This is a genomic window from Achromobacter sp. AONIH1 (assembly GCF_002902905.1).
Classification (GTDB): domain Bacteria; phylum Pseudomonadota; class Gammaproteobacteria; order Burkholderiales; family Burkholderiaceae_B; genus Achromobacter.
Genome location: NZ_CP026124.1, coordinates 2,697,465 through 2,723,314 on the forward strand (window position 1 = coordinate 2,697,465; position 25,850 = coordinate 2,723,314).

Genomic DNA, 25,850 nt, shown 5'->3' on the forward strand with positions numbered 1-25,850 from the left:
ATTTTCCATCCCTCGGGCGAAAGGAGCGCTGCATGACTTCAGAAACCCGACCGTCCACCATCAACCGGCCTGTCTTCTACACGGCGGCGGTGTTCATCCTGTTGCTGGTCGGCTTCGCGATAGCGGTGCCCAAGACCGCCCAGGCGCTGTTCGAGTCGATACAGGGCTGGATCCTGGGCAACGCCAGCTGGTTCTACATCCTGGTGGTCGCCATCATCCTGCTGTCCGTCGCCTTCCTGGCGCTGAGCCGGTATGGCGACATCAAGCTGGGGCCCGACCACAGCGAGCCGGACTACCGCAACTTCACCTGGTTCGCCATGCTGTTCTCGGCCGGCATGGGCATCGGCCTGATGTTCTTCGGCGTGGCCGAGCCGGTCATGCACTTCATGGCCCCGCCGGTGGGCGAAGGCGGCACCGCCACCGCGGCGCGCGAAGCCATGAAGATCACTTTCTTCCACTGGGGCCTGCACGCCTGGGCGATCTACGCGGTGGTGGCGCTGACGCTGGCGTTCTTCTGCTATCGCCATGGCCTGCCGCTGACGCTGCGCTCGGCGCTGTACCCGCTGATCGGCAACCGCATCCACGGCCCCATCGGCCATGCCGTCGACATCTTCGCCATCATCGGCACGGTGCTGGGCGTGGCGACCTCGCTGGGCCTGGGCGTGGCGCAGATCAACAGCGGCCTGAACCATCTGTTCGGCGTGCCGGTGGGCGTGACCACGCAGATCATCCTCATCATCGTCACCTGCGGGCTGGCGACGTTGTCGGTGGCCAGCGGGCTGGACAAGGGCATCCGCATCCTGTCCGAGGCCAACCTGGTGCTGGCGGCGGTGCTGCTGCTGTTCGTGCTGGTGGCCGGCCCCACCGTGTTCCTGTTCCAGACCTTCGTGCAGAACACCGGCGCTTACCTGTCGGACATCGTCAACAAGACCTTCAACCTGTATGCCTACGAGCCGACCGACTGGATCGGCGGCTGGACGCTGTTCTACTGGGGCTGGTGGATCGCGTGGTCGCCTTTCGTGGGCCTGTTCATCGCCCGCATCTCGCGCGGCCGCACCATCCGCGAATTCGTCAGCGGCGTGCTGCTGGTGCCGGCCGGCTTCACGCTGTTCTGGATGACGGTGTTCGGCGACACGGCCATCCATTTCATCCTGGTCGACGGCATCAAGGGCTTCGCCGAGACGGTGCAGGGAGACAGTTCGCTGGCGCTGTTCGCCTTCCTGGAGCAGCTGCCCTGGAGCGGCGTGGTGTCCATCGTGGCGATCGCCATGGTGGCGGTGTTCTTCGTCACCTCGGCCGACTCGGGCGCGCTGGTGGTGGACCTGCTGGCCTCGGGCGGCGCCGAGCGCACGCCCATGCTGCAGCGGATCTTCTGGTCGCTGCTGATGGGCGCGGTGGCCATCGCGCTGCTGCTGGCCGACGGCCTGACCGCCTTGCAGACCGCCACCATCGCCAGCGCGCTGCCGTTCTCGGTGATCCTGCTGCTGTCGCTGTGGGGGCTGTTCAAGGCGTTGAAACTGGACGCCACCAAGCGCGGCATCCGCTACCAGTCGCTGACGCTGTCGCGCCCGGCGCGCGGCGGCCAGTCCTGGGAACGCCGCCTGCGCAACATGGTCATGATGCCGCGCCGCGCCCATGTGCAGCGCTTCATCACCGACGTGGTGCGTCCGGCCTTCGAGGATGTGGCCGACGAGCTGCGCAAGCAGGGCTACGAGGTGCAGGTCAAGGACGCCGAGGACGACGGCGGCGTGGCGCTGGAGGTCTCGCACGGCGAACACCTGGACTTCTCCTACGCGGTGAAGCCGGAAGCCTTCGTGCGCCCCAGCCTCACGCCCGACGAGGCGGCCGACGAGGAAGAGCGCAAGTACTTCCGCGCCGAGGTGCATCTGCGCGAGGGCGGGCAGGACTATGACATCATGGGCTGGAGCCGCGACGCGGTCATCGGCGACATCCTCGACCAGTACGAGCGGCACCGTCACTATCTGCACATGGTGCGCTGAGCGCCCACGGCGTGTTCAGGCCAGGACGCCGGCGGTTCCGCAAGGAATCGCCGGCGTTTTCACATGGGGCGGTCGCCCGTGACGTCCTTCAGGGTTGCTTCAGCGCGCGCAGCACGCCGGCCAGCTTACGGATGGCGACTTCCTGTTCGTTCGGCGCATGGGCGGCGAATCCCATCAGGAACCCGGCCTTGTGCCGCGCCGAGGCGTGCAGGCCCGTGAGGCCCAGCAGGTCTATCCCTTCCCGCCGCGCCGCGTCCAGCGCCTGGCGCTCGGACAGGCCCGGCGCCAGCACGCAGGGCATCTGCATGCCGCCGGCCGGCACGCGCGCCTGCAGCCAATGCGACAGGTGCCGGTCCACCAGCCGCGCCAGCACGTCGCGCCGTTCGGCGTAGACGGCACGCATGGTGCGCACGTGCGCGCCGAAATGCCCGCCGTCGATGAAGCGCGCCAGCGTCAGCTGCGGGATCGGCGCGCTGTGCCCGTCCAGCAGCGTGCGCGCCGCCGTCATGGGCGCGACCAGCGCCGCCGGCAGCACCATGTAGCCGATGCGCAGGCCGGGAAACAGCGATTTGGTGAAGGTGCCGATATAGATCGTCCGTTCCTGCGGATCCAGGCCCTGCACGCAGGCGGTGGGCTTGCCGGCGTAGTGGAATTCGCTGTCATAGTCGTCCTCGATGATCCAGGCCTGGCGCCGCCGCGCCCAGTCGATCACCGCCAGCCGGCGTTCCAGCGCCAGCGTGGCGCCGGTGGGGAACTGGTGCGAGGGCGTCAGATACACGGCCCGCGCCGACAGGGCCGGATCGTCCAGCCGTTCCACCCGCATGCCGTCCGCATCCAGCGGCACGGGCACGCATTCCAGCCCGGCGGCGGCGAAGGCCTTGCGCGCCCCGTGATAGACCGGATCCTCGATGCAGATCTGCTCGCCGGCGTCCAGCAGCACCGTGGCGCATAGCGTCAAGGCCTGCTGCGAGCTGGTCAGCACCAGCACGCGCTCGGGCGTGGCGCGCGCGCCGCGTTCCAGGTTGACGTAGTCGGCGATGGCCCGGCGCAGCGGTTCCATGCCCTGCGGCGGGCTGTGCAGCAGCGCCTGGGCGCCATATTCCTTGAGCACCTGCCGCGTCAGCCGTTCCCAGGTCGGCAGCGGAAAGCTGCGCGTTTCCGGCACGCCGGGCGCGAAGGCGCGCGGGGCCAGGAATTCGCGCACGCCGCCGTCCTGGAACATGGCGCTGCCGCGCTGGCTCAGGCGCAGCGCCGCCTTCTGCGGGCTGGCGCGCCGGGCCGCGCCGCGTCCGGGCGCGTACTGCGCCCGCTCGGACACGAAGCTGCCGCTGCCCACGCGCCGCAGGATGAAGCCCTCCACATGCAGCTGGCCGTAGGCCGCCTCCACCGTGTCGCGCGACACGCCCAGCGACCGGGCCAGCGCGCGCGAGGCGGGCAGGGGGCGGCCGGCCTCCAGCGCGCCGTCCAGGATCAGCTGGCGCACGGCCCGGTGGATGCGCGCGTGCAGCGGCAGGGCGCCGTGGGCGGGGTCGCCGACCCAGGCTTTGACGGATTCGAGTTGCGCGTGCTTGAACACAATTGGTCTGGATCTATGTGAAAAAGTGGTGGGGAACAGCCAGCCATTCCAGGACTATAAATCCGGATATCGATTCATGCCGGCTGCGCCGTCTCCAGGAACCCCATTCAGGCCATGTCTTCCGTCCGTCCGCATTCCCCCGCTCGCTGGAGCGATCTCGCCCACCCCGTCGTCGCCGGGCTGATCTCGGTCATCGTCAACTACGGCGGCACCTTCATCCTGGTGTTCCAGGCCGCCAAGGCTGCCGGCCTGAGCCCGGAGCTTACGGCCTCCTGGGTCTGGTCGGTCTCGATCGGGGTGGGCGTGACCGGGCTGGTCCTGAGCTGGGCCGCGCGCGAGCCCATCATCACCGCCTGGTCGACCCCGGCCGCCGCCTTCCTGGTGACGGCACTGGCCACCACGCCCTACGCCGAGGCGGTGGGCGCCTACCTGGCGTCGGCTGCGGCCTTCGTGCTGCTGGGCCTGTCGGGCTGGTTCGAGCGCGTGATCCGGCTGATCCCGCCGGGCGTGGCGGCCGGGCTGCTGGCCGGCATCCTGCTGCAATTCGGCATCCAGGCTTTTGGCGGCGTGAGCGTGGATCCGGCGCTGGCCGGCCTGTTGATCGCGGCCTATGTGATCCTCAAGCGCGTCACCGCGCGCTATGCGGTGGTTGGCATCCTGGCGCTGGGCCTGGCCTTCCTGCTGTTGCAGCAGCGCGTCGACCTGAGCGGGCTGGAGCTGCGCCTGGCGGCGCCGGTGTTCACGCGGCCCGAGTTCTCGCTCAACGCCATGCTGAGCGTGGCGCTGCCGCTGTTCCTGATCACGCTGACCGGCCAGTACATGCCCGGCATGCTGGTGCTGCGCAACGACGGCTTCAAGACCAGCGCCAATCCCATCGTGACCATTACCGGGCTGGGCTCGCTGCTGATGGCGCCGTTCGGCTCGCACGCCTTCAACATCGCCGCCATCACGGCCGCCATCTGCACCGGCCGCGAGTCGCACGAGGATCCGTCCAAACGCTGGATCGCCGGCATCGCGGCGGGCGTGTTCTACATCCTGGTGGGCGTGTTCGGGGTCACGCTGGCGGCGGTCTTCATGGCTTTTCCCGCGACCTTCATCACCACGCTGGCGGGCCTGGCGCTGCTGGGCACCATCGGCGGCAGCCTGGCCGGCGCGCTGGCCGATCCGAAGACGCGCGAGGCTTCGCTGATCACCTTCCTGGCGGCGGCCGCCAACATCAAGCTGTTCGGCATCGGCGGCGCCTTCTGGGGCCTGTGCATCGGCCTGCTGGCGCACCTGGCGCTGAACGGCCGGTGGCCGGGCCGCAAGGCGCGGGCCGAAGCGGGGGCCGCCTTGCCTGCGGCCGCGCATCCCGCGCCTGCCGCCGCCAAACCCGCGCCGGGCCGTTGAGCGCCCGCCTATCGATCGTCGGCGCGCCACAGGGGCGCGTCGGTTGAAAACTGGAGTTTCCCGACATGCAGCAAGCCGCCACGCACCTGATGCGTGCCTATGCCCGTCAACCGGTCACCTTCGCGCGCGGCAGCGGCGCGAGCCTGTGGGACGAGCAGGGGGTGGAATACCTGGATGCCATCGCCGGCGTGGCGGTGACCAGCCTGGGCCACGGCCATCCCGAGATCGCCGCGGCCATTGCCGAGCAGGCCGCGCTGCTGATGCACACGTCCAACGTGTTCCGCGTCGAGTGGCAGGAACGGCTGGGCCAGCGCCTGTGCGCGCTGGCCGGAATGGAAAAGGCGTTCTTCTGCAATTCCGGCGCCGAGGCCAACGAGGCCGCGCTCAAGCTGGCGCGCCTGCACGGCCACCGCCGCCAGGTGGCGCAGCCGCAGATCGTGGTGATGGAGAACGGCTTTCATGGCCGCACGCTGGCGACCCTGTCGGCCACCGGCAATCCGGCCAAGCAGCAGGGCTTCGAGCCCCTGCTGCCGGGATTCCTGCGGGTGCCGTATGACGATATCGCCGCCGTGCGCCAGCTGGCGGAACAGCGCGACGACATCGTCGCCGTGCTGCTGGAGCCGGTGCAGGGCGAGGGCGGCATCCGCGTCGCCGGCGCCGATTACTTGCGGGACTTGCGCGCGCTGTGCGACCGGCATGGCTGGCTGCTGATGCTGGACGAGATCCAGGCCGGCATGGGCCGCACCGGCGCCTGGTTCGGCCATCAGCACGCGGGCATCGCGCCCGATGTGATGACGCTGGCCAAGGCCCTGGGCAACGGCTTTCCCATCGGCGCCTGCCTGGCGCGCGGGCCGGCCGCTGACCTGTTTTCGCCAGGCCAGCACGGCTCTACCTTCGGCGGCAATCCGCTGGCCTGCCGCGTGGCCTGCACGGTGCTGGACATCATGGCGCGCGACGGCATGCCGCAACGCGCCGCCGCGCTGGGCCAGCGCCTGCTGGCCGGGCTGCGGCGGGCGCTGGAAGGTCATCCGCAAGTCGTGGCGGTGCGCGGCCAGGGCCTGATGGCCGGCATCGAGCTGGACCGCAATTGCCAGGAACTGGTTGGCCGGGCGCTGGCCGAACAGCGCCTGCTGATCACCGTGACCCGCGAACGCACCATCCGCCTGCTGCCGCCGCTGGTCTGCGACGAGGCGCAGATCGACGAGATCGTCGCGCGCCTGGCCCGTCTGCTGTCCGGCGACAGCGCCCAAGCCATCACCCCATCGAATGCCGCCGGCCCTGTCGCCGCCGGCCAGACTGAAACCAGGACCTGAAGCCATGACCATCGCCTCCCCGACCCTGCAGGATTTCGACCCGGAACTGGCGCAAGCCATGCGCGCCGAAGCCATGCGCCAGGAAGACCACGCCGAATTGATCGCCTCCGAGAACTACGCCAGTCCGCTGGTGATGGCGGTGCAGGATTCGGTGTTCACCAACAAGTACGCCGAAGGCTATCCGGGCCGCCGCTACTACAGCGGTTGCGAGCACGTGGACGTGGCCGAACGCCTGGCGCTGGAGCGGGTCAAGGCGCTGTTCGACTGCGATTACGCCAACGTCCAGCCGCATGCCGGCGCCCAGGCCAACGCGGCCGTGTTCCTGGCGCTGACGCGGCCCGGCGATACCGTCATGGGCATGAATCTGGCGCAGGGCGGCCACCTGACCCATGGCAATCCGTCCAATTTCTCGGGCCGGCACTATCACATCGTGCCCTACGGCCTGGATCCCGAGACCGGGCTGATCGACTACGACGAGATGGAGCGCATCGCGCTGCGCACCCGGCCCAGGATGCTGATCGGCGGTTTCTCCGCCTACTCGCGCCACAAGGACTGGGCGCGCATGCGCGCCATCGCCGATCAGGTCGGCGCGGTGTTCTGGGTGGACATGGCGCACGTGGCCGGACTGGTCGCTGCGGGCGTGTATCCCAGCCCGCTGCCGCACGCGCACGTGGTCACCAGCACCACGCACAAGACGCTGCGCGGCCCGCGCGGCGGCATCATCCTGGCCCGGGGGCAGGACGAGGACTTCTGCAGGAAGCTCGATTCCGCCGTCTTCCCCGGCATCCAGGGCGGGCCGCTGATGCATGTGATCGCCGCCAAGGCGGTGGCATTCAAGGAAGCGCTGGCGCCGGCCTTCAAGGACTACCAGCGCCAGGTGGTGGCCAACGCGCGCGCCATGGCGGCCGTGATCCAGCGACGCGGCTATCGCATCGTGTCCGGCGGCACCGACAACCACCTGATGCTGATCGACCTGTCCGACCGGCCCTACACCGGCAAGGACGCGGACGCGGCCTTGAGCGCGGCCCGCATCACGGCGAACAAGAACTCGGTGCCGAACGATCCGCGCTCGCCCTTCGTCACCTCGGGCCTGCGCATCGGCACGCCGGCGCTGACCACGCGCGGCTTCGGACAGACCGATTGCGAGATGCTGGCGGGCTGGCTGTGCGATGTGCTGGACGCGTTGGCGGCGGGCACGCTGGAAAGCGTGTTGGCGCGGGTGGCGGAGCAGGTGACGGCGTTGTGCCGCCGGCATCCGGTGTATCGGCGGCCGTCGTAGAATCCCCCGGCCGGTATCGCCGCGGCCGGCCCGTTCTGGTTTCTCGAGCGCGGCCCTGTCTTTCGCACGCAAGGTTGCGCCCGCCCATGACGACTTCCCCGCAGATATCCATCACCTTCGACGGCCTGGACGCCGGGCAGCAGCAGGCGGTGACGCGCTTCATGCAGGCCGCGGCGCAAGCCTTCGAAGACAAGAATCCCCATGCGCTGGCAGCCATGCAGCACGCGGGCGCGTCCGAGTCGGGCCAGCGCAACACCTTCGACTACAACCAGGGGCTCATGGAGGGCGGCGACCGCATCGTCTCGTGGTCGGCCAGCCCGTACAAGGAACCGCGCTGGTCGATCATGAAGCTCTACCAGCATCACCCGGAACCCACCGTCTGGGTGCTCGTGATGCTGGATGACGGGCGCAGGCAGACCGAGTACTGCTTCGCGCTCGCGCCGACCGAGGACGGCGGCCTCAAGTCCTGCTACTACATCGACCGCGTGAAGAAGAAACCAGGCCGCAAGAAGGGGCTATAGCTTTTTGCTAACCTCAACATTACTTAAGCTATTTTGACTTGTCCCAGGCTTTCGCAGATTATCAAAGCACACTCTTTGATAAATGGCGAGAGCATCATGACGGTGAAAGCAGGAGCATGGGCCGCGGGCGTATGCGTGCTGGCGGCAGCGATAGGGACGGGGCTGTACTGGAAGTACGGCGGAGGCGGAAACAAGGGCGGCTGGGCCATGGCGCCCGCCAAGGTGGCGGTGGCGCCGGCCGTGCAGGCCGATTTCCCGGTGTCGCTCAGCGGCATCGGCTCGCTGGAGGCGACGCGCCAGGTGCAGGTGCCGGCCGAAGTGGACGGCCGGGTGGCGCAGATCCTGTTCAATCCGGGCGAATCCGCGCGTGCCGGCCAGTTGCTGGTGCAGCTGAACGACGCGCCCGAGCAGGGCGAGCTGGCCCGGCTGCAGGCGCAGGTGAAGAACGCCCGTGCGCAGCTGGACCGCAGCCGCCGGCTGCTGCCCCTGCAGGCGGCGACCCGCGAGCAGCTGGACCAGGCCCAGGCCGACTATGACCAGGCCCAGGGCGATCTCAGGCGCGTGCAGGCGCAGATCGAGCAGAAGCGCATCAAGGCGCCGTTCGACGGCGTGCTGGGCGTGCGCCGCGTCAACCTGGGCCAATTCGCCAGGGCCGGCGATCCGCTGGTGTCGCTGACCAACACATCCACCATGTACGCCAACCTGACCCTGCCGGAGCAGGCGCTGGGCGCGCTGCGTCCGGGGCAGAGCGTCAGGGTGACGGTGGACGCGCATCCGGGCCGCGCCTTCACGGGCAAGGTCACCACCATCGAGCCGCAGGTCGATCCGGGCACGCGCACTGTGCGCGTGCAGGCCACGCTGGACAACGCCGACGGCGCGCTCGCCGCCGGCATGTACGCGCAGGGACAGGTCAACCTGCCCGCGCGGCCAGGCGTGATCACCGTGCCCGAGACGGCCGTCAGCTACTCCGCCTACGGCAATTCGGTCTATGTGGTGAATCCGGCGCAGGAGGGCAAGGGCCTGACGGTGCGCCAGGCCTACGTCAAGACCGCCGAGCGCATGCAGGGCCGCGTGGTCGTCAGCGAAGGCTTGCAGGCCGGCGACCGCGTCGTTACGTCGGGCCAGTTGCGCCTGCACAACGGCGCGGCGGTCGAGCTGAGCGAGCAGGACACGGTGGCGCTGGACGCCGCCGCGCCGGCCCAGGCCGTGGCTCAGGCCCAGTAGCGCGGAGGCCGACATGAGATTCACCGATCTGTTCGTGCGCCGGCCTGTGCTGGCGCTGGTGGTCAGCACCCTGATCCTGCTGCTGGGCCTGCGCGCCCTGAGCGGACTGCCGGTGCGCCAGTATCCGCTGACCGAAAGCACCACCATCACCGTCACCACCGAATACCCCGGCGCCTCGCCGGACCTGATGCAGGGCTTCGTCACGCAGCCGATCGCGCAGTCCGTGGCCACCGTGGAGGGCATCGACTATCTGTCGTCCTCGTCCACGCAGGGCCGCAGCGTGATCACGGTCCGCATGAAGCTGAACGCCGATTCCAACAAAGCCATGACCGAGGTGATGGCCAAGGTCAACGAGGTCAAGTACCGCCTGCCGCGCGACGCATACGACCCGGTGCTGGTCAAGTCGTCCGGCGAGGCGACGGCGGTGGCCTACGTGGGCTTTTCCAGCTCGACGCTGTCGCTGGCCGCGCTGACCGATTACCTGTCGCGCGTGGTGCAGCCGCAGTTTTCTTCCATCGACGGCGTGGCCAGCGTGCAGCTGTACGGCGGCCAGAAGCTGGCCATGCGCGTGTGGCTGGACCCGAACCGCATGGCCGCGCGCGGCATCTCGGCCGGCCAGCTGGCCGACGCGCTGCGCGCCAACAACGTGCAGGCCGCGCCCGGGCAGGCCAAGGGCCTGTACGTGGTGTCCAACATTCAGGTCAACACCGACCTGGTCAACGTGGCCGAATTCCGCGACATGGTGGTCAAGCGCGAGGGCGACGCCATCGTGCGCCTGGGCGACGTGGCCACGGTTGAGCTGGGGGCGGCCTCGACCGATTCCAGCGGCCTGCTGGACGGCGAGCGCGCCGTGTACTTCGGCCTGAACGCCACGCCCGTCGGCAACCCGCTGGTGATCGTCAAGCGGCTCAACGAGCTGCTGCCCGGCATCAAGCAGAACCTGCCGCCCGGCACCCAGGTGCAGGTGCCGTTCGAGCTGGCGCGCTTCATCAGCGCGTCCATCGACGGCGTGATTCACACGCTGATGGAAGCCATCATCATCGTGGTGGCGGTGATCTTCCTGTGCCTGGGCTCGCTGCGCGCGGTGCTGATCCCGGTGGTGACGATCCCGCTGTCCATGCTGGGCGGGGCGGCCATCATGGCGCTGTTCGGCTTCAGCGTGAACCTGCTGACGCTGCTTGCCATGGTGCTGGCCATCGGCCTGGTGGTGGACGACGCCATCGTGGTGGTCGAGAACGTGCACCGGCATATCGAGGAAGGCAAGTCGCCGGTGCGCGCGGCGCTGATCGGCGCGCGCGAGGTGGCCGGGCCGGTGATCGCCATGACCATCACGCTGGCGGCCGTGTACGCGCCCATCGGGCTGATGGGCGGGCTGACCGGCTCGCTGTTCAAGGAGTTCGCCTTCACGCTGGCGGGGGCGGTGGTGGTGTCGGGCGTGATCGCGCTGACGCTGTCGCCGGTGATGAGTTCGTTCCTGCTCAACAGCAAGGTGTCCGAGGGCCGCATGGCGCATCTGGCCGAAGGCTTCTTCGGCCGGCTGGGCGACGCCTACGGCCGCATGCTGGACGTGTCGCTGCATCACCGCTGGGTCACTGGCCTGGTGGCGGTGGTGGTGCTGGCCAGCCTGCCGTTCCTGTACAACGCGGCTCAGCGCGAGCTGGCGCCGATCGAGGACCAGTCCACCGTGCTGACCGCGGTCAAGTCGCCGCAGCAGGCCAACATCGACTACGTGGAGAAGTTCGGCAAGAAGTGGGACGACGTCATGGCGACGTTGCCCGAGCAGCGCGGCCGCTGGCTGATCAACGGCTCGGACGGCGTATCCAACAGCATCGGCGGCGTCGACCTGGTGCAATGGGATCAGCGCCACCGCTCGGCCAACGCCATCCAGGCCGACATGCAGTCCATGGTCAACCAGGTCGAAGGCAGCAACATCTTCGCCTTCCAGCTGCCGCCGCTGCCGGGCTCGACCGGCGGCCTGCCGGTGCAGATGGTGGTGATGAGCGCCGCCGACTATCCGGTGGTCTACGAGGCCATGGAAGGGCTGAAGAAGGCGGCCCGCGCCAGCGGCCTGTTCATGGTGGTGGACAGCGACCTTAACTACAACAACCCGGTGGTGCAGCTGAGGGTCGACCGTTCCAAGGCCAACAGCCTGGGCGTGACCATGAAGGACATCGGCGACACGCTGGCCGTGCTGGTGGGCGAGAACTACATCAACCGCTTCGGCATGGACGGCCGCTCGTATGACGTGATCCCGCAGAGCCTGCGCGAGCAGCGCATTTCGCCGGAGGCGCTGGCGCGCTACTACGTCAAGAGCGCCAGCGGCGCGCAGGTGCCGTTGTCGAATATGGTGTCGGTGTCGATGGGCGTGGAGCCCAACAAGCTGACCCAGTTCAACCAGCTCAACGCTGCCACCTTCCAGGCCATTCCCATGCCGGGCGTGACCATGGGCGACGCGGTGCAGTTCCTGACCAGGGAAGCGCGCAACCTGCCGGCCGGCTTCAGCTATGACTGGCAATCGGACGCGCGCCAGTTCAGCCAGGAAGGCTCGGCGCTGATGATCACCTTCATCTTCGCCATCATCGTGATCTACCTGGTGCTGGCCGCGCAGTACGAAAGCCTGCGCGATCCCTTCATCATCCTGGTGAGCGTGCCCATGTCCATCTGCGGCGCGCTGATCCCGCTGGCGATGGGCATGGCCACCATCAACATCTATACGCAGATCGGGCTGGTGACGCTGATCGGCCTGATCAGCAAGCACGGCATCCTGATGGTGGAGTTCGCCAATGAAATGCAGATCAGCCACAACCTGGACCGGCGCGGCGCGATGGAACAGGCGGCCCGCATCCGGCTGCGTCCCATCCTGATGACGACCGCCGCCATGGTGGTGGGGCTGATCCCGCTGCTGTTCGCCACCGGCGCCGGCGCGCACAGCCGCTACAGCCTGGGGCTGGTGATCGTGGTGGGCATGCTGGTGGGCACCCTGTTCACGCTGTTCGTGCTGCCCACCGTGTACACCGTGTTCGCGCGCGACCACCGCGCCGCCGGCGATACGCCGCGCGCCCGCGAGCTGGCGCTGGCGCGCGCGGAAGATGGCGCGTCCGCCTGAGGAAAACGACATGAAGCATTCGACTCTCTATCCCCGCCTGCGCGCCACGGCCGCCGCGCTGGCGCTGGCCCTGGTCGCGGCGGGTTGCGCCGTGGGGCCGGACTACCAGAAGCCGCAGTCCGCGCCGGTGACGCTGGCCAGCCCCGAGCAGGCGCTGTTCTCCAACGGCCAGTTGCAACGCGACTGGTGGAAGCAGCTGCAGGATCCGCAGCTGGATCGGTTGATCGGCCTGGCGCTGGAGCGCAACCACGACATCCGCATCGCCCAGGCCCGGCTGGCCGAGTCGCGCGCCGTGCTGGATGAAAAGGAGCTGGACCAGCTGCCGACCGTCACGGCCGGCGGCCGCTACGAGCGCAGCCTGTCGCAGGCCAATCCCGGCCCCGAGGGCGAGCGCAATCTGGCCAGGAGCTATCGCGCCGGCTTCGACGCGTCCTGGGAAATCGACCTGTTCGGCCGGCTGCGCCGGGCCGCCGAGGGCGCGGCCGCGCGCAGCCAGGCGCAGGCCGCCGATCTGGCGCATGCCCGCATCGTGGTCGCCGCCGAGGTGGCGCGCAATTATTTCGAGCTGCGTGGCGCCGAGCAGCGGCTGGCGGTGGCGCGCGCCAACCTGCGCAGCCAGGAGGACAGCCTGCGCGTGATCCAGGCCATGGTGTCGGCCGGGCGCGGCGACGAGGGCGACCTGGCCAGCGCCCGCGCCGAGCTGGCGACGGTGCAGGCCAGCGTGCCGCAGCAGGCCGCCGCCCGGCGCCTGGCGCAGTACCGCATCGCGGTGCTGGCCGGCCTGCGTCCCGCCGAGCTGGGCGAACTGGACGCGGCGCGGCCGCAGGCGCCGCTGGCGGCCCGCCTGCCGATCGGCGACGTCGGCGCGCTGCTGTCGCGGCGGCCCGACGTGCTGGCGGCCGAGCGCAATATGGCCGCCGCCAATGCCGACGTGGGCGTGGCGACCGCCGAGCTGTATCCGCGCATCGACCTGGGCGGCTTTCTCGGTTTCGTGGCGCTGCGCGGCGCCGACTTCGGCAATGCCTCCAGCCGCGCCTTCAGCGTGTCGCCCGGCCTCAGCTGGCCGGCGCTGCACCTGCCCACGGCGCTGGCGCGCAAGCGGGCCGCCCAGGCCCGCTCAGAGGGCGAGGTCGCGCGCTACGAGCAGACCGTGCTGCGCGCGGTGGAGGAGCTGGAAACGGCTTTGACCGGCTACGGTGAGAACCAGCAGCGCCTGGGCAGCCTGGCGCAGGCCGCGGCCCAGAGCGGCCGCGCGGCCGAGCTGGCGCAGCTGCGCTACAAGGAAGGCACCACGCCCTACCTGACGGTGCTGGACGCGCAACGTTCCTTGCTGCGCGCCCAGGACGCGGTGGCCGTGGCCGAGACGGCGTCCTACACCAGCCTGATCGCGCTGTATAAGGCGCTGGGCGGCGGCTGGCAGGCGCCGGGCGACGCGGGCGGGGAAGGGGGCGCAGCAGGGGGCGGCAAGGCCGCTGGGACCGGGACGGCCGCTGGAGCGCCGGCCGCCGCCGGCTGACCGCGGCGGCGCTTCGTGGCACCATAGGCACATTTCCGGAGTTTCGCCGCGCCCATGTCAGACAGCCTGTCCTCCCAACACGCCTGGACGCCGCATCAGCCCGCCGACCGCGTGCTGATGGCGCTCAAGACGCGCGGGCCGCAGTCCATCGCCGCCATCGCCCAGACCATGGACGTGACGGCCGAGGCGGTGCGCCAGCAGATGAGCCGCTTGCATGCCGAGGGCCTGGTGGACGCGGAAAACCACAGCACGGGGCGCGGCCGTCCCACGCAGATCTGGCGGCTCACCGCCGCCGGCCACGGTCGCTTTCCGGACACGCACGCCGAAATGACGGTGCAGATGATCGGCGCGGTGCGCCAGCTCTTCGGCGACGAGGGCATCGACCGGCTGATCGGCGTGCGCGAGGCCGCCATGCGCGCCACCTATCACCAGGCCATGCTGGGCGCGAGCGGGCTGCGCGACCGTCTTGAGCGGCTGGCGCACCTGCGCAGCGCCGAGGGCTACATGGCCGAGCTGCGCCGCGACGGCGCCGGCTTCCTGTTCATTGAAAACCACTGTCCGATCTGTTCGGCGGCAAAAGCCTGCATGGGCTTTTGCCGCAGCGAACTGGAACTGTTCCGCGACGTGCTGGGCGAGGGCGCGCGCGTCGAGCGCGTCGAGCACATCCTGGCGGATGCGCAGCGTTGCGCCTACCGGGTCAGCGCGGCGGACTGATGCCGTTTCCGCAACCGGGCCGACCGTGAACGCGGCGGGTCCGGGACGGACGCTCCGGACCCGCCGAGCGCGGACCCTGCTCAGCTCGCGCCCGAACCCTGTTCCCAGCCGCCCAGCGCCTTGTACAGCGTCACTGCATTGACCAGCCGGCGCTGCTGCAGGCGGATGAACTCCTGCTCCGACTCGAACAGGCTGCGCTGCGCGTCCAGCATCTCCAGGTAGTTGGCCACGCCGCGCGCATAGCGCCGCTCGGCCAGGCGCTGGCGTTCGCGATCGGCGTCGCGCACCTTGCGCTGGGCCTCGATCTGCTGGCGCAGCGCATCGCGCGCCGACAGCGCGTCGGCCACTTCGCGGAAGGAGGTCTGGATGCTGCCTTCGTACTGGGCCACCGCGATGTGCTTGCGGGTTTCGGCCAGCGACAGGCTGGCGCTGTTGCGGCCGGCGTTGAAGATCGGCAGCGTCAGCTTGGGCGCGAATTGCCAGACGCCGCTGCCCGAGCCGAACAGGTCGGAGAAGCTGCTGGCGGTGCTGCCGATGTCCGTGGTCAGCTGCACCGACGGGAAAAAGGCCGCGCGCGCCGCGCCGATATCGGCGTTGGCCGCCTTGAGCGTGTTCTCCGCCTGGCGCAGATCCGGACGCCGCGTCAGCAGCGCCGACGGCAGGCCGGCCGCCAGCGGGGTAAGGCTCTGGCTTTCCAACGGCGTCTGGTCGGCGTCGGGCGGCAGCGAGAAATCACCCGCCAGCAGGCCCAGCGCATGCACGGCCTGGCTGTGCTCGCGGCTGAGTTCGGCCAGCGTGGCGCGCGACGATTCCACCAGCATCTGCGCGGTGCGCAGGCCCATGGCGGTTTCCAGGCCGGCGTCGTAGCGGCGCTGGGTCAGCGTCAGTGTGGTCTCGCGCAATTCCAGCGTGCTGCGGGTCAGCCGCTGCTGCTCGGCCAGCGAACGCTCGTTGAAATAGGCCGTGGCGGTTTCGGCCACCAGCGACAGCGCGGCGGCGCGGTGCGCCTCGGCGCTGGCCAGGTAGCGCTCCAGCGCCGCGTCGGTGAGGCTCTTGATCCGGCCGAAGAAGTCCAGCTCGAAGGCGGTGATGCCGACGCCGGCGCGGTACTGCTGGCTGATCGCATCGCGTGACGGGCCGGGATCGGACGCGCGGCTGCGGCTGTAGCCGGCCGTGCCGTCCACGGACGGCAGCCGGTCGGCGCGCTGCACGCCGTACAGCGCGCGCGCTTCCTCGATGCGCAGGGCCGCCACGCGCAGGTCGCGGTTGTTGGCCAGCGCGGCGGCGATCCAGGCCCGCAGCGCCGGGTCGTTGAAATAGTCCTTCCAGTCCTGCGGCATCTCGGCCTGGCCGGACTGGGTGGGGGTGTCATAGGCGGCCGGCACGGGCGCGGCGGGACGCTCGTAGGTCGGCGCCATCGAGCAGCCCGTCAACGCCAGGGCCAACAGGGTCAGGGCCACGGGTTTCATGGCGTGTTCTCCAGCGGTTCGCGGTGCGGGGCCGGCTGCTTGCGACGGGCGTCCATGCCCGTCAGCCTGCCCACGACCAGGAAAAAGAGCGGCACCAGGAAAATGGCGAGCACGGTGGCGGTGATGATGCCGCCCAGCACGCCTGTGCCGATGGCGATCTGCGCGCCGGAGGCCGCGCCGCCGGCCAGGGCCAGGGGCAGCACGCCGACGCCGAAGGCCAGCGAGGTCATGATGATGGGGCGCAGCCGCAGCCGCGCCGCTTCCAGCGTGGCCGACAGCAGACCCTGGCCGTCGCGCACCAGGTCCTTGGCGACTTCCACGATCAGGATCGCGTTCTTGGCCGACAGGCCGATGGTGGCGATCAGGCCGACCTTGAAGTAGATGTCGTTGGGCATGCCGCGCAGCGTCACGCCCAGCAGCGCGCCGATCACGCCCAGCGGCACCACCAGGATCACCGCCAGCGGAATGGCCCAGCTTTCATACAGCGCGGCCAGCGCCAGGAACACCACCAGGATGGACAGCGCGAACAGCACGTTGGCCTGGTTGCCGGACAGCTTTTCCTCGTAGGACTGGCCCGACCAGGCGAAGCCGATGCCGCGCGGCAGTTCCGAAGCCAGCTGTTCCATGGCGCGCATGGCCTCGCCGCTGCTGTGGCCGGGCGCGGCCGAGCCGTTGATCTTGAACGCGGGGAAGCCGTTGTAGCGGTTCAGCTGCGGCGGTCCCATGGCCCAGTCCAGCGTGGCGAAGGCCGACATGGGCACCATCTGGCCCTGCGCATTGCGCACGTGCAGGCGCGACACGTCCTCCACGTCGACGCGGTTCTTGCCGTCGGCCTGCACCGTCACGCGGCGCACCTGGCCGTTGTGCATGAAGTCGCCGATGTAGTCCGAGCCGAACATCACCGCCAGCGCGGTGTTGATTTCCTCCATCGACACGCGCATGGCCTGGGCCTTGTCGCGGTCGATGCGCAGTTGCAGCTGCGGGGCTTCGCCCTGGCCTGCGTGCGTGACCTCGGCCAGCGCCGGATGTTCGGCGGCGGCCGCCAGCAGCTGCTGGCGGGCCTTCGTCAGGGCCTGGTAGCCCAGGCCGGCGCGGTCCTGCAGCCGGAAATCGAAGCCCGAGGTCGAGCCCAGCTCCGGCAGGGGCGGCGCGTTCAGCGCCAGCACCATGGCGTTCTTGTGGTCCGCGAAGGCCTTATTGACGCGCGCGACCACGGCGTCCACGTGCATGTCCGCGCCGTGGCGTTCCTTCCAGTCCTTCAGCGTGACGAAGAACATGGCCGAGTTCGGGCCGCTGCCGTATTCGCTGAAGCCGCTGACGGAATACACGAATCGCACGGGTTCGTGCTTCATCATGTAATTCTCGACTTCCAGTACCAGCTTGCGGGTCTCGGCCTGGGTCGCGCCCTGCGGCAGGATGACCATGGCGTTGAAGCTGCCCTGGTCTTCTTCCGGCAGGAAGGAAGAGGGCAGGCGCACGAACAGCAGCGCCACCGCCGCGATCACGGCGGCGTAGGCCAGGCCGAAGCGCACCGGGCGCGACAGCACGCCGGCGACGCGCGCGGTGTAGCCGGCGGTCAGGCGGACGAAGGCGCGGTTGAACCAGCCGAAGAAGCCGCGCTTCTCGTGGTGGCCGGCCGGGATGGGCCGCAGCATGGTGGCGCACAGCGCCGGCGTGAGCGACAGCGCCAGGAAGGCCGAGAAGGCGATCGACACCGCCAGCGTGACCGAGAACTGACGGTAGATATTGCCCACCGCGCCGTCGAAGAAGGCCATCGGCACGAACACGGACACCAGCACCACGGTGATGCCGATGATGGCGCCGCTGATCTGGCCCATGGCCTTGACCGTGGCGTCGTGCGGCGACAGGCCTTCCTCGGCCATGATGCGCTCGACGTTCTCGACCACCACGATGGCGTCGTCCACCAGGATGCCGATGGCCAGCACCATGCCGAACATGGTCAGCACGTTGATCGAATAGCCCAGGCCCAGCATCACGCCCAGCGTGCCCAGCAGCGCCACCGGCACCACCAGCGTGGGGATCAGCGTGGCGCGGAAGTTCTGCATGAACAGGTACATCACGCAGAACACCAGGGCGATGGCCTCCAGCAGCGTGGTGACCACCTTCTTGATCGAGATCTCCACGAAGGTGGAGGTCTCGTAGGGGATGTCCCAGGTCACGCCCGCCGGGAAATACTGGGCCAGCTCGGTCATCGTCAGGCGGATCTTGCGGGTGGTGTCCACGGCGTTCGAGCCGGGCGCCAGCTTGATGCCCAGGCCCGTGGCCGTCTGGCCATTGACGCGCGACAGGTACATATAGTCGGTGCCGCCCAGCTCGACCCGCGCCACGTCCTTCAGGCGCAGCGTGGCGCCGTCAGGCTGCGCGCGCAGCGGGATGTTGGCGAACTGTTCGGGCGTCTGCAGCGTTTCGGTGGCGACGATGCTGGCGTTCAGCGGCGCGCTGGCCGGCACGGCCTGGCTGCCCAGGTCGCCGATGGTGACGCGGGCGTTGTGCGCGCGCAGCGCGTTGACGATGTCGCCCGGCGTGAGCGACATGGCCGTCAGCTTGGCCGGGTCGGGCCAGATGCGCATGGCGGCTTCCGCGCCCCACAGCTGCACCTTGCCCACGCCGTCGACGCGGCGCAGGGCCTGCAGCACGTTGGACGCCGCCAGCTCGCCGAGCTGCATGTCGTCCAGGCGGCCGTCGGACTTCAGCGACACCACCAGCTGGATGTTGTCGGCGGCCTTCTCCACGCGCACGCCGTCGCGGCGCACGGCCTCGGGCAGGCGCGGTTCGACGGCCTTGAGCCGGTTCTGCACTTCGACGGCGGCCAGATCGGGGTTGGTGCCCTGCTTGAACACCAGGTTGATGCTGGCCCAGCCGGTGGAGTCGCTGCTGGCCGTGGTGTAGAGCAGGCCGGGAGCGCCGTTCATCTCGCGTTCGATGATGGCGGTGACGGCTTCCTCGACCACCTTGGCCGAAGCGCCGGGATAGCTGGCGCCCACGTTGACGACGGGCGGGGCGATGTCCGGATACTGCGCCACGGGCAGGGCCCGCAGGGACAGCACGCCGGCCAGCACGATGAGCAGCGAGATCACCCAGGCGAAGACGGGGCGATCGATGAAAAAACGCGCCATGGCGGTTTAACCTTTGTTGGAGTTTCCTTCGGCGGGAGCCTGCGCCTTGGGCGCGGCCCGCTCCACCGGTTTGATCTTCTGGCCGGGCGCCAGCTGCGAGACGTTCTCGACCACGACGCGCTCGCCGCCCTTCAGGCCATCGGTGACGACCCAGTTCGGCCCCTGTATGTTGCGCGCCGTCACGGCGACGGCCTGCAATTCACCGTCCTTGCCGGCCACAAGCACATGCGCGCCGGAGGCGTCGCGCAGCAGCGCGTCGCGCGGCACCAGGTAGGCGTCGCGGTTGATGGCCTGTTCCAGGCGCACGCGCACGTACATGCCGGGCAGCAGGTCGCGCCGCGGGTTGTCGAACAGGGCGCGCATGGTCACGTTGTCGGTGCCGGGGTCCACCGCCAGGTCGGCGAAGGACAGCGCGCCGGTGCGGGCGTACTCGGTGCCGTCGGGCAGCAGCAGGCGCACGCGCAGCTTGTCGGGTTCGATGCCCTGCAGCTGGCCGTCGCGGATCTGCTTCTGCAGGCGCAGTACCTCGGCGGCCGGCTGGGCGAAGTTGACGTAGATCGGATCGATCTGCTGCACCACGGTCAGCGGCGTGGCCTGGCCTTCGCCCACCAGCGCGCCCTCGGTCACCAGCGCGCGCCGGGCGCGGCCGTCGATGGGCGAGGTGACGCGCGCATAGTCCAGCTTCAGCTTGGCGCTTTGCAGGTTGGCGCGCGCCAGCGCCACCTGGGCGCGGGCCTGGCGTTCGTCGGCGGCGGCCTCGGCGTGGTCGCGTTCGCTGATGGCGCGGTCGCCGACCAGGCCGGCATAGCGGCGCAGCTTGTCGGCCGCGGCGGACAGGCTGGCCTGGGCGCGCGCCAGGTTGGCGGCCTCGGAATCGTAGGCGGCCTGCAGCGGCGCCGGGTCGATCTGGAACAGCGCGTCGCCGCGCTTGACGTCCTGGCCTTCCTCATAGAGGCGCGAGGTGACGATGCCGGCCACCCGCGCGCGCACTTCGGCTTCGCGGTAGGGCTCCATCCGGCCGGGTAGCTCGGTGGCGACGGCGGTGGGGGTGGCGCGGGCGATGACGATCCCGACCTCGGCGGGCGCCTTGGCTTCGTCCTGGGGCTCGGATTTGGAACAAGCCGTAATAAGAATTAATACTGACAAGGATGCGAGTGTGCGGCGGAGGACTCGTTGCTTCATTTTTTAGAAATTGTTGTAGGCGCCCGGGGCGGGCCAGATGAGGGAAAGTGCGCACTTTTCCCGGTGGGGATCGCAGTCTATCATTTAATCCGTCATGCTTGATTAAATGTTTTGTTCGAAAGTATGCTCCCGTTCGCACAATTGTTAACAGTGCGGATCGGCGGCGTTCGCATAGCGGGCGCCGCTTTTTTTTGAAGAGGCCCGCGCCGCGCAGGCGCCGCCCCGTGTCCCTTTTCCCTCAACCTTTCATTTCAAGGAGATATCCGAATGGCCCGCAAGACGAAAGAAGAATCCCAACGCACCCGCGACCGCATCCTGGATGCGGCCGAGCACGTGTTCATGTCCAAGGGGGTGGCCAACACCACCATGGGCGACATCGCCGACCACGCCGGCGTGTCCAGGGGTGCCGTCTACGGCCATTACAAGAACAAGATCGATGTCTGCGTCGCCATGAGCGACCGCGCGCTGGCCGCGGCCGTGGCGCTGACCCGGGTCCGCGCCGACGGCAAGGCGCTGGAGTCCCTGTACGCGTCGATGCTGCAATACGTGCGCATCTACTCGGAAGAGGGGTCGATGCAGCGTGTGCTGGAAATCCTCTACGACAAGTGCGAGCAGAGCGACGAGAATGCGCCGCTGCTGCGACGACGGGACATCTGGGAACGCCATGCCCTGCGCAATTCCGAAAAACTGCTGCGCGCCGCGGTGCGCAACGAAGACCTGCCCGGCGCGCTGGACGTGCGCCTGTCCAACGTCTACCTGCACTCCCTGATCGAGGGGGTGTTCGGCAGCATCTGTTGGTCCGATCGCCTGAAGGGCGATATCTGGCCGCGCGTCGAGCGCATGCTCCGCGCCGCCATCGACACATTGCGGTTCTCGCCGCACCTGCGCCTGGCGCAAGCGGCCTAGCAGCCGCCGTCAGGCCCGGCCCGAGCCTACAATCCGGCCATGACGCTCAAGCAACTCGAAGCCTTCTACTGGGCGGCCACCTGCGCCAGTTTCGCCGTGGCCGCCGAGCGCCTGCACCTGTCGGTATCGTCGCTGTCCAAGCGCATCGCCGAACTGGAGGAGGCGCTGGGCCAGCCGCTGTTCGACCGCAGCGGGCACAAGGCCGCGCTGACGGAGGCCGGCCAGCGCCTGCTGCCCCAGGCCGGCGACATGCTGGCGTCGGCTGAGCGGATCCGTGCGTCCGTGGCGCAAAGCGCCGGCCTCGTCGGGCGCTGCCGCTTCGGCGTGGGTGAACTGACCGCGCTGACCTGGCTGCCGCGCCTGATCGGCGTGGTGCGCGCCGCCCATCCCGGACTGGTGCTGGAACCTTATGTCGACATCGGCCAGGTGCTGGAGCAGCGCGTGGCCGACGGTGAACTGGATTTCGCCGTGATCGCGGGCCGTTCGTCGCGCGTCGGCATCGCATCCGCGCCCATCGGGCAGGCGGCCTTTTCCTGGGTCGCGGCGCCTGCGGCGCTGCAAGGCGAAACCCGCATGAGTCCCGCGCTGCTGGCCCGGCTGCCGCTGGTGACGCTGCCGGAGGGCGCGGGCACCACCCGCATCATCGACGACTGGCTGGCCGGGCGCGAGGCGCCGGGCGAGCGGCTTTGCTGCAATAACTGGGGCGCCATCGCCGGCTTGCTGATCGAGGGCACCGGCGTGGGCCTGCTGCCCAGCCACTGGGCCGCCGCGCTCGAGGCCGAGGGCAGCCTGCGCGTGCTTGAAGGCGAGCCGGCCCTGGCCGCGCTGCCGTATTCCTTCCAATTCCGCCGCGATGACGCGCGCGCGCTGATCACGCAGATGCGCGATGCCGTCCTGCGCGCGGCGGACTTCTCCGCGCCCTGCCGCCTGCCCTGAGTCCGGCGCGCGGCAGTGTCCGCGCCCAGGCCATTCGCGCTCGCCACGCTATACAAGCCCCGCGCGCATGGCGCAGAATCCGCCATGCGCGTGCGCGACGGGGGGATGGGCCTGGCGTCGCGGCGTCGCTTCGGGCTGCCTGCACAGGCCGGACCGGAATGCCGGAACCCGCCGGTGGGCGGCCCGTATAAGAAACAACGGAGATTCTTGATGCGTAAACTTTGCCTCGTGGCGGCCCTGGCGGCCATGATGTCCACCGGATTGGCGCAAGCCCAGTCCACCCTTCGTATCGGCCTGCAGGACGATCCCGATGTGCTCGACCCGGTGCGCGCGCGCACTTTCGTCGGCCGCATCGTCTTCGCGTCGCTGTGCGACAAGCTGGTCGACATCACCCCGGACCTGAAGATCGTGCCGCAGCTGGCGCAATCGTGGACCACCAGCGACGACAACAAGACGCTGACCTTCAAGCTGCGCAAGGACGCGGTGTTCCATGACGGCGCGCCGGTGGACGCGGCCGCGGTCAAGGCCAATCTGGAACGTGCGCGCACGCTGCCCGACAGCAACCGCAAGAGCGAGCTGGCCACGGTCGCCAGCGTCGAGGCGCCGGACGCCGAGACCGTGGTGCTGCGCCTGTCCGAGCCCGATGCCTCGCTGCTGTCGCAGCTGTCCGACCGCGCCGGCATGATGATGTCGCCGGCCGCCTTCGACAAGGATCCCGGCGGCAAGCCGGTGTGCTCGGGTCCCTACCAGTTCAAGGAGCGGGTGCAGAACGATCGCATCGTGCTCGAGAAATTTCCCAAGTATTGGGACGCAGCCAGCTACCACTTCGATCGCCTGGTCTTCATCCCGATTCCCGACAACACGGTGCGCCTGAACAATCTGCGCGCCGGCGACCTGGACATCATCGAGCGCGTGGCGCCGAGCGACGCCAAGGCGGTCAAGGATGACGCCAGCCTGCGGCTGGCGCCGGTGACGGGCCTGGGCTTCCAGGCTATCTCGGTCAATCTGGCCAACGGCGCGCGCGCAGACAACCCGCTGGCCAAGGACAAGCGCGTGCGTCAGGCGCTGGACCTGGCCATCGACCGCGACGTGCTGAACCAGGTGATCGGCGAAGGCATGTTCCAGCCCGCCCACCAGCCGTTCCCGCCCGCCAGCTTCGCCTTCAACAAGGCGGTCGAACACACCGGGCGCGATCCCAAGAAAGCGCAGGCGCTGCTGAAGGAAGCCGGGCTGGATCGCGTCAGGTTCGAGATCACCTTCGGCAACAACACCACCATGCAGCAGGTGTTCGAGCTGATCCAGGCCATGGGCGCCGAGGCCGGCTTCGACATCACGCTGCGGCCGGTGGAGTTCGCCTCGTTGCAGTCGTCGCTGGCGCGCGGCGACTTCGTGGTCGGCCAGAGCGGCTGGTCGGGCCGAGTCGATCCCAGCGGCAACATCCACCAGTACCTGAGCTGCAAGGGCAACCTGAACGACGGCAAGTTCTGCGACCCCGCCGTCGACAAGCTGCTGAACGACGCCCGGGCCGAGGCCGATCCGGTCAAGCGCCGCGCCATGTACGACCAGGTGCTGGCCGTGCTGGAAGAGCAGCGCCCCATCATCTATCTCTTCTACCTGCCCTGGACCTTCGGCGTGCAGAAGAAGGTGGAAGGCTTCGTGCCCTATCCCGACGGGCTGATCCGCCTTAAGGGCGTGTCCGTCGCCGGAAAATAAGCGCAGCCGCCACGGCGGAACCCGGATCCGGGTTCCGCCTTTTTTCTTTCTTCGATGCCATCATGATGTTCACGACTCGTCCTGAAATCCTCGGCACCTTCGGTGTCGTGACCTCGACCCACTGGCTGGCCAGCGCCGCCGGCATGTCCCTGCTGGAGCGCGGCGGCAACGCCTTCGACGCCTGCGTCGCCAGCGCCTTCGTGCTGCAGGTGGTCGAGCCTCACCTGGTCGGCCCCGCCGGCGAGACGCCGGCCGTGTTCTATTCGGCCCGCACGGGCAAGGTTGAAGTGCTGTGCGGCCAGGGCTGCACGCCCGCCGGCGCCACGCTGGAACGCTACCGCGCCGAAGGCTTGTCGCTGATTCCCGGCAATGGCCTGCTGGCCACCGTGATCCCGGGCGCGTTCGACGCCTGGATGCTGTTGCTGCGCGACCATGGCACCATGCGATTGCGCGACGTGCTGGAGCCCGCCATCTACTACGCGGAGCACGGCCATGCGCTGATGCCGCGCATCTCCAACACCATCGCGGGGCTCAAGGATTTCTTCCAGACCCATTGGCCGTCCACCGCCGAGATCTACCTGCCCGGCGGCGCGGTGCCCGAGGCGCGCAAGCTGTTCCGCAATCCGGCGCTGGCGCGCACCTGGACGCGGCTGCTGACGGAAGCGGAAAGCGCGGGCGCGGACCGCGAGCGCCAGATCGAAGCCGCGCGCGACGTGTTCTACCGGGGCTTCGTGGCCGAGGCCATCGACGCCTTTGCCCGGGGCACCGAGGTCATGGACGAAAGCGGCGCGCGCCATCGCGGCGTGCTGACGGCGGACGACCTGGCCGGCTGGTCGGCCAGCTACGACGCGCCGGCCACGTACGACTATCACGGCTACACCGTGGCCAAGGCCGGCGCCTGGAGCCAGGGGCCGGTGTTTCTGCAGACGCTGGCGCTGCTCAAGGACATGGACCTGACCGGCGCCGGTCCGGCCAGCGCCGAGTTCATCCACCGCGTCACCGAGGCGATGAAGCTGGCCTTCGCTGACCGCGAGGCCTATTACGGCGATCCAGCGTTCGTCGATGTGCCGCTGGAGCGCCTGCTGTCGGAGGACTACAACGCGGCGCGCCGACGGCTGATCGGCGAGCAGGCGTCGCATGAGCTGTCGCCCGGCCGCCTGGCGGGTTTCGAGGCCCAGGTGGACCGCGTGATGGATACCTTGCGGCGCCTGTCCAAGGTCACGGAGCCGGGCGCGGCGCCGGCCGTCGTCGCGCCGGCGGGAGCGGCCGCGTCGGCGCGGCGCGGCGACACCACCCACGTGGACGTGATCGACCGCTGGGGCAACATGATCTCGGCCACGCCTTCGGGCGGCTGGTTCCAGTCCTCGCCCGTCATTCCCGCCCTGGGTTTCGGGCTGAACACGCGGGCGCAGATGTTCTGGCTGGAGGAAGGGCTGCCGGGCACGCTGGCGCCGGGCAAGCGGCCGCGCACCACGCTGACCCCGACGCTGGCGCTGCGCGACGGCGCGCCCTACATGGCCTTCGGCACGCCCGGCGGCGACCAGCAGGAGCAATGGCAACTGCTGTTCTTCCTGCGTCACGTCCATCACGGCCTGAATCTGCAGGAGTCCATCGACCTGCCCATGTCGCATACCTCGCATTTCCCCAGCTCGTTCTATCCGCGCGACCGCAAGCCCGGCCATCTGGCGGTCGAGGCCAGCATCGGCGCGGCGGTGATCGAACAGTTGCGCCAGCGCGGCCATGTCGTGGAAGAGGCGGCGGAATGGTCGGTGGGCCGCCTGACCGCGGCCTCGCGCGATCCGGACGGCCTGCTGCATGCGGCGGCCACGCCGCGCCTGATGCAGGCCTACGCCATCGGTCGCTGAGCGG

17 protein-coding genes are annotated in these 25,850 nt (G+C 69.3%); 13 read left to right on the forward strand and 4 right to left on the reverse strand.

The annotated features are described in order from the left end of the window. Positions 1-32 precede the first annotated feature (32 nt). Complete coding sequence (locus tag C2U31_RS12240) at positions 33-2,000, forward strand: choline BCCT transporter BetT (RefSeq protein WP_103273036.1); 1,968 nt, start codon at positions 33-35, stop codon at positions 1,998-2,000. Positions 2,001-2,088: 88 nt separating this feature from the next. Here C2U31_RS12240 and C2U31_RS12245 read toward each other — a convergent pair whose 3' ends face one another. Then, complete coding sequence (locus tag C2U31_RS12245) at positions 2,089-3,576, reverse strand: PLP-dependent aminotransferase family protein (RefSeq protein ID WP_103273037.1); 1,488 nt, start codon at positions 3,574-3,576, stop codon at positions 2,089-2,091. 114 nt (positions 3,577-3,690) lie between these two features. On the opposite strand from C2U31_RS12245, the gene C2U31_RS12250 reads away from it, so the two are divergent. The 8 genes from C2U31_RS12250 (at position 3,691) to C2U31_RS12285 (ending at position 14,638) form a co-directional block, all read left to right on the forward strand. Further along, entirely contained in the window at positions 3,691-4,965 is a 1,275-nt protein-coding gene (locus C2U31_RS12250) for a benzoate/H(+) symporter BenE family transporter (protein WP_103273038.1), read from the forward strand. A 65-nt stretch (positions 4,966-5,030) separates the two neighbouring features. After that, positions 5,031-6,278: an aspartate aminotransferase family protein gene (locus C2U31_RS12255; RefSeq protein WP_103273039.1), complete on the forward strand. Its 1,248-nt coding sequence runs from the start codon at positions 5,031-5,033 to the stop codon at positions 6,276-6,278. A gap of 4 nt (positions 6,279-6,282) precedes the next feature. Beyond that, complete coding sequence (gene glyA / locus C2U31_RS12260) at positions 6,283-7,557, forward strand: serine hydroxymethyltransferase (RefSeq protein WP_103273040.1); 1,275 nt, start codon at positions 6,283-6,285, stop codon at positions 7,555-7,557. 86 nt (positions 7,558-7,643) lie between these two features. Continuing rightward, positions 7,644-8,078, forward strand: coding sequence for a hypothetical protein (locus C2U31_RS12265; RefSeq protein ID WP_103273041.1), 435 nt, complete (start codon positions 7,644-7,646; stop codon positions 8,076-8,078). 96 nt (positions 8,079-8,174) lie between these two features. Then, positions 8,175-9,302, forward strand: a complete 1,128-nt coding sequence (locus C2U31_RS12270; protein ID WP_103273042.1) for an efflux RND transporter periplasmic adaptor subunit — start codon at positions 8,175-8,177, stop codon at positions 9,300-9,302. Between the two features lie 13 nt (positions 9,303-9,315). Beyond that, positions 9,316-12,408 carry a MexW/MexI family multidrug efflux RND transporter permease subunit gene (locus C2U31_RS12275; RefSeq protein WP_103273043.1) on the forward strand — a complete coding sequence of 1,031 codons (3,093 nt, stop codon included), beginning with the start codon at positions 9,316-9,318 and terminating at the stop codon, positions 12,406-12,408. A 10-nt stretch (positions 12,409-12,418) separates the two neighbouring features. Then, the gene (locus tag C2U31_RS12280; RefSeq protein ID WP_103273044.1) at positions 12,419-13,924 is read left to right on the forward strand and encodes an efflux transporter outer membrane subunit; all 1,506 of its coding nucleotides are present in this window, start codon (positions 12,419-12,421) and stop codon (positions 13,922-13,924) included. Positions 13,925-13,978: 54 nt separating this feature from the next. Continuing rightward, complete coding sequence (locus tag C2U31_RS12285; protein ID WP_103273045.1) at positions 13,979-14,638, forward strand: metalloregulator ArsR/SmtB family transcription factor; 660 nt, start codon at positions 13,979-13,981, stop codon at positions 14,636-14,638. Positions 14,639-14,718: 80 nt separating this feature from the next. On the opposite strand, the gene oprZ is transcribed toward C2U31_RS12285, so the two are convergent. From oprZ to C2U31_RS12300, 3 genes are read right to left on the reverse strand one after another with little or no spacing between them, the layout of a single operon-like run. After that, positions 14,719-16,107 carry a multidrug efflux RND transporter outer membrane subunit OprZ gene (oprZ, locus tag C2U31_RS12290; RefSeq protein WP_103273046.1) on the reverse strand — a complete coding sequence of 463 codons (1,389 nt, stop codon included), beginning with the start codon at positions 16,105-16,107 and terminating at the stop codon, positions 14,719-14,721. Continuing rightward, positions 16,104-19,244 (reverse strand): multidrug efflux RND transporter permease subunit, encoded by a 3,141-nt coding sequence (locus tag C2U31_RS12295; protein ID WP_103273047.1) that lies wholly within the window; start codon positions 19,242-19,244, stop codon positions 16,104-16,106. Before C2U31_RS12295 ends, oprZ begins: the two co-directional genes overlap by 4 nt. 6 nt (positions 19,245-19,250) lie before the next feature. Next, positions 19,251-20,426 carry a MexX/AxyX family multidrug efflux RND transporter periplasmic adaptor subunit gene (locus C2U31_RS12300; protein ID WP_103273048.1) on the reverse strand — a complete coding sequence of 392 codons (1,176 nt, stop codon included), beginning with the start codon at positions 20,424-20,426 and terminating at the stop codon, positions 19,251-19,253. A gap of 267 nt (positions 20,427-20,693) precedes the next feature. Between C2U31_RS12300 and axyZ the strand changes: the two genes are divergently transcribed. The 4 genes from axyZ (at position 20,694) to C2U31_RS12320 (ending at position 25,846) form a co-directional block, all read left to right on the forward strand. After that, positions 20,694-21,332, forward strand: a complete 639-nt coding sequence (gene axyZ / locus C2U31_RS12305) for a multidrug efflux transcriptional repressor AxyZ (RefSeq protein WP_103273049.1) — start codon at positions 20,694-20,696, stop codon at positions 21,330-21,332. A gap of 39 nt (positions 21,333-21,371) precedes the next feature. Continuing rightward, the gene (locus C2U31_RS12310; protein WP_103273050.1) at positions 21,372-22,268 is read left to right on the forward strand and encodes a LysR family transcriptional regulator; all 897 of its coding nucleotides are present in this window, start codon (positions 21,372-21,374) and stop codon (positions 22,266-22,268) included. Between the two features lie 210 nt (positions 22,269-22,478). Beyond that, the gene (locus tag C2U31_RS12315) at positions 22,479-23,981 is read left to right on the forward strand and encodes an ABC transporter substrate-binding protein (RefSeq protein ID WP_103273051.1); all 1,503 of its coding nucleotides are present in this window, start codon (positions 22,479-22,481) and stop codon (positions 23,979-23,981) included. Positions 23,982-24,046: 65 nt separating this feature from the next. After that, positions 24,047-25,846: a gamma-glutamyltransferase family protein gene (locus C2U31_RS12320; RefSeq protein WP_103276351.1), complete on the forward strand. Its 1,800-nt coding sequence runs from the start codon at positions 24,047-24,049 to the stop codon at positions 25,844-25,846. Positions 25,847-25,850 lie beyond the last annotated feature (4 nt).

Coding starts and splice junctions, on each gene's coding strand:
- C2U31_RS12310 (WP_103273050.1), top strand. CDS start 21,372: ATGACGCTCAAGCAACTCGAAGCCTTCTACTGGGCGGCCACCTGCGCC.
- C2U31_RS12270 (WP_103273042.1), top strand. CDS start 8,175: ATGACGGTGAAAGCAGGAGCATGGGCCGCGGGCGTATGCGTGCTGGCG.
- C2U31_RS12320 (WP_103276351.1), top strand. CDS start 24,047: ATGTTCACGACTCGTCCTGAAATCCTCGGCACCTTCGGTGTCGTGACC.
- C2U31_RS12315 (WP_103273051.1), top strand. CDS start 22,479: ATGCGTAAACTTTGCCTCGTGGCGGCCCTGGCGGCCATGATGTCCACC.
- glyA (WP_103273040.1), top strand. CDS start 6,283: ATGACCATCGCCTCCCCGACCCTGCAGGATTTCGACCCGGAACTGGCG.
- C2U31_RS12300 (WP_103273048.1), bottom strand. CDS start 20,426: ATGAAGCAACGAGTCCTCCGCCGCACACTCGCATCCTTGTCAGTATTA.
- C2U31_RS12250 (WP_103273038.1), top strand. CDS start 3,691: ATGTCTTCCGTCCGTCCGCATTCCCCCGCTCGCTGGAGCGATCTCGCC.
- C2U31_RS12295 (WP_103273047.1), bottom strand. CDS start 19,244: ATGGCGCGTTTTTTCATCGATCGCCCCGTCTTCGCCTGGGTGATCTCG.
- C2U31_RS12275 (WP_103273043.1), top strand. CDS start 9,316: ATGAGATTCACCGATCTGTTCGTGCGCCGGCCTGTGCTGGCGCTGGTG.
- C2U31_RS12280 (WP_103273044.1), top strand. CDS start 12,419: ATGAAGCATTCGACTCTCTATCCCCGCCTGCGCGCCACGGCCGCCGCG.
- C2U31_RS12255 (WP_103273039.1), top strand. CDS start 5,031: ATGCAGCAAGCCGCCACGCACCTGATGCGTGCCTATGCCCGTCAACCG.
- C2U31_RS12285 (WP_103273045.1), top strand. CDS start 13,979: ATGTCAGACAGCCTGTCCTCCCAACACGCCTGGACGCCGCATCAGCCC.
- oprZ (WP_103273046.1), bottom strand. CDS start 16,107: ATGAAACCCGTGGCCCTGACCCTGTTGGCCCTGGCGTTGACGGGCTGC.
- axyZ (WP_103273049.1), top strand. CDS start 20,694: ATGGCCCGCAAGACGAAAGAAGAATCCCAACGCACCCGCGACCGCATC.
- C2U31_RS12240 (WP_103273036.1), top strand. CDS start 33: ATGACTTCAGAAACCCGACCGTCCACCATCAACCGGCCTGTCTTCTAC.
- C2U31_RS12265 (WP_103273041.1), top strand. CDS start 7,644: ATGACGACTTCCCCGCAGATATCCATCACCTTCGACGGCCTGGACGCC.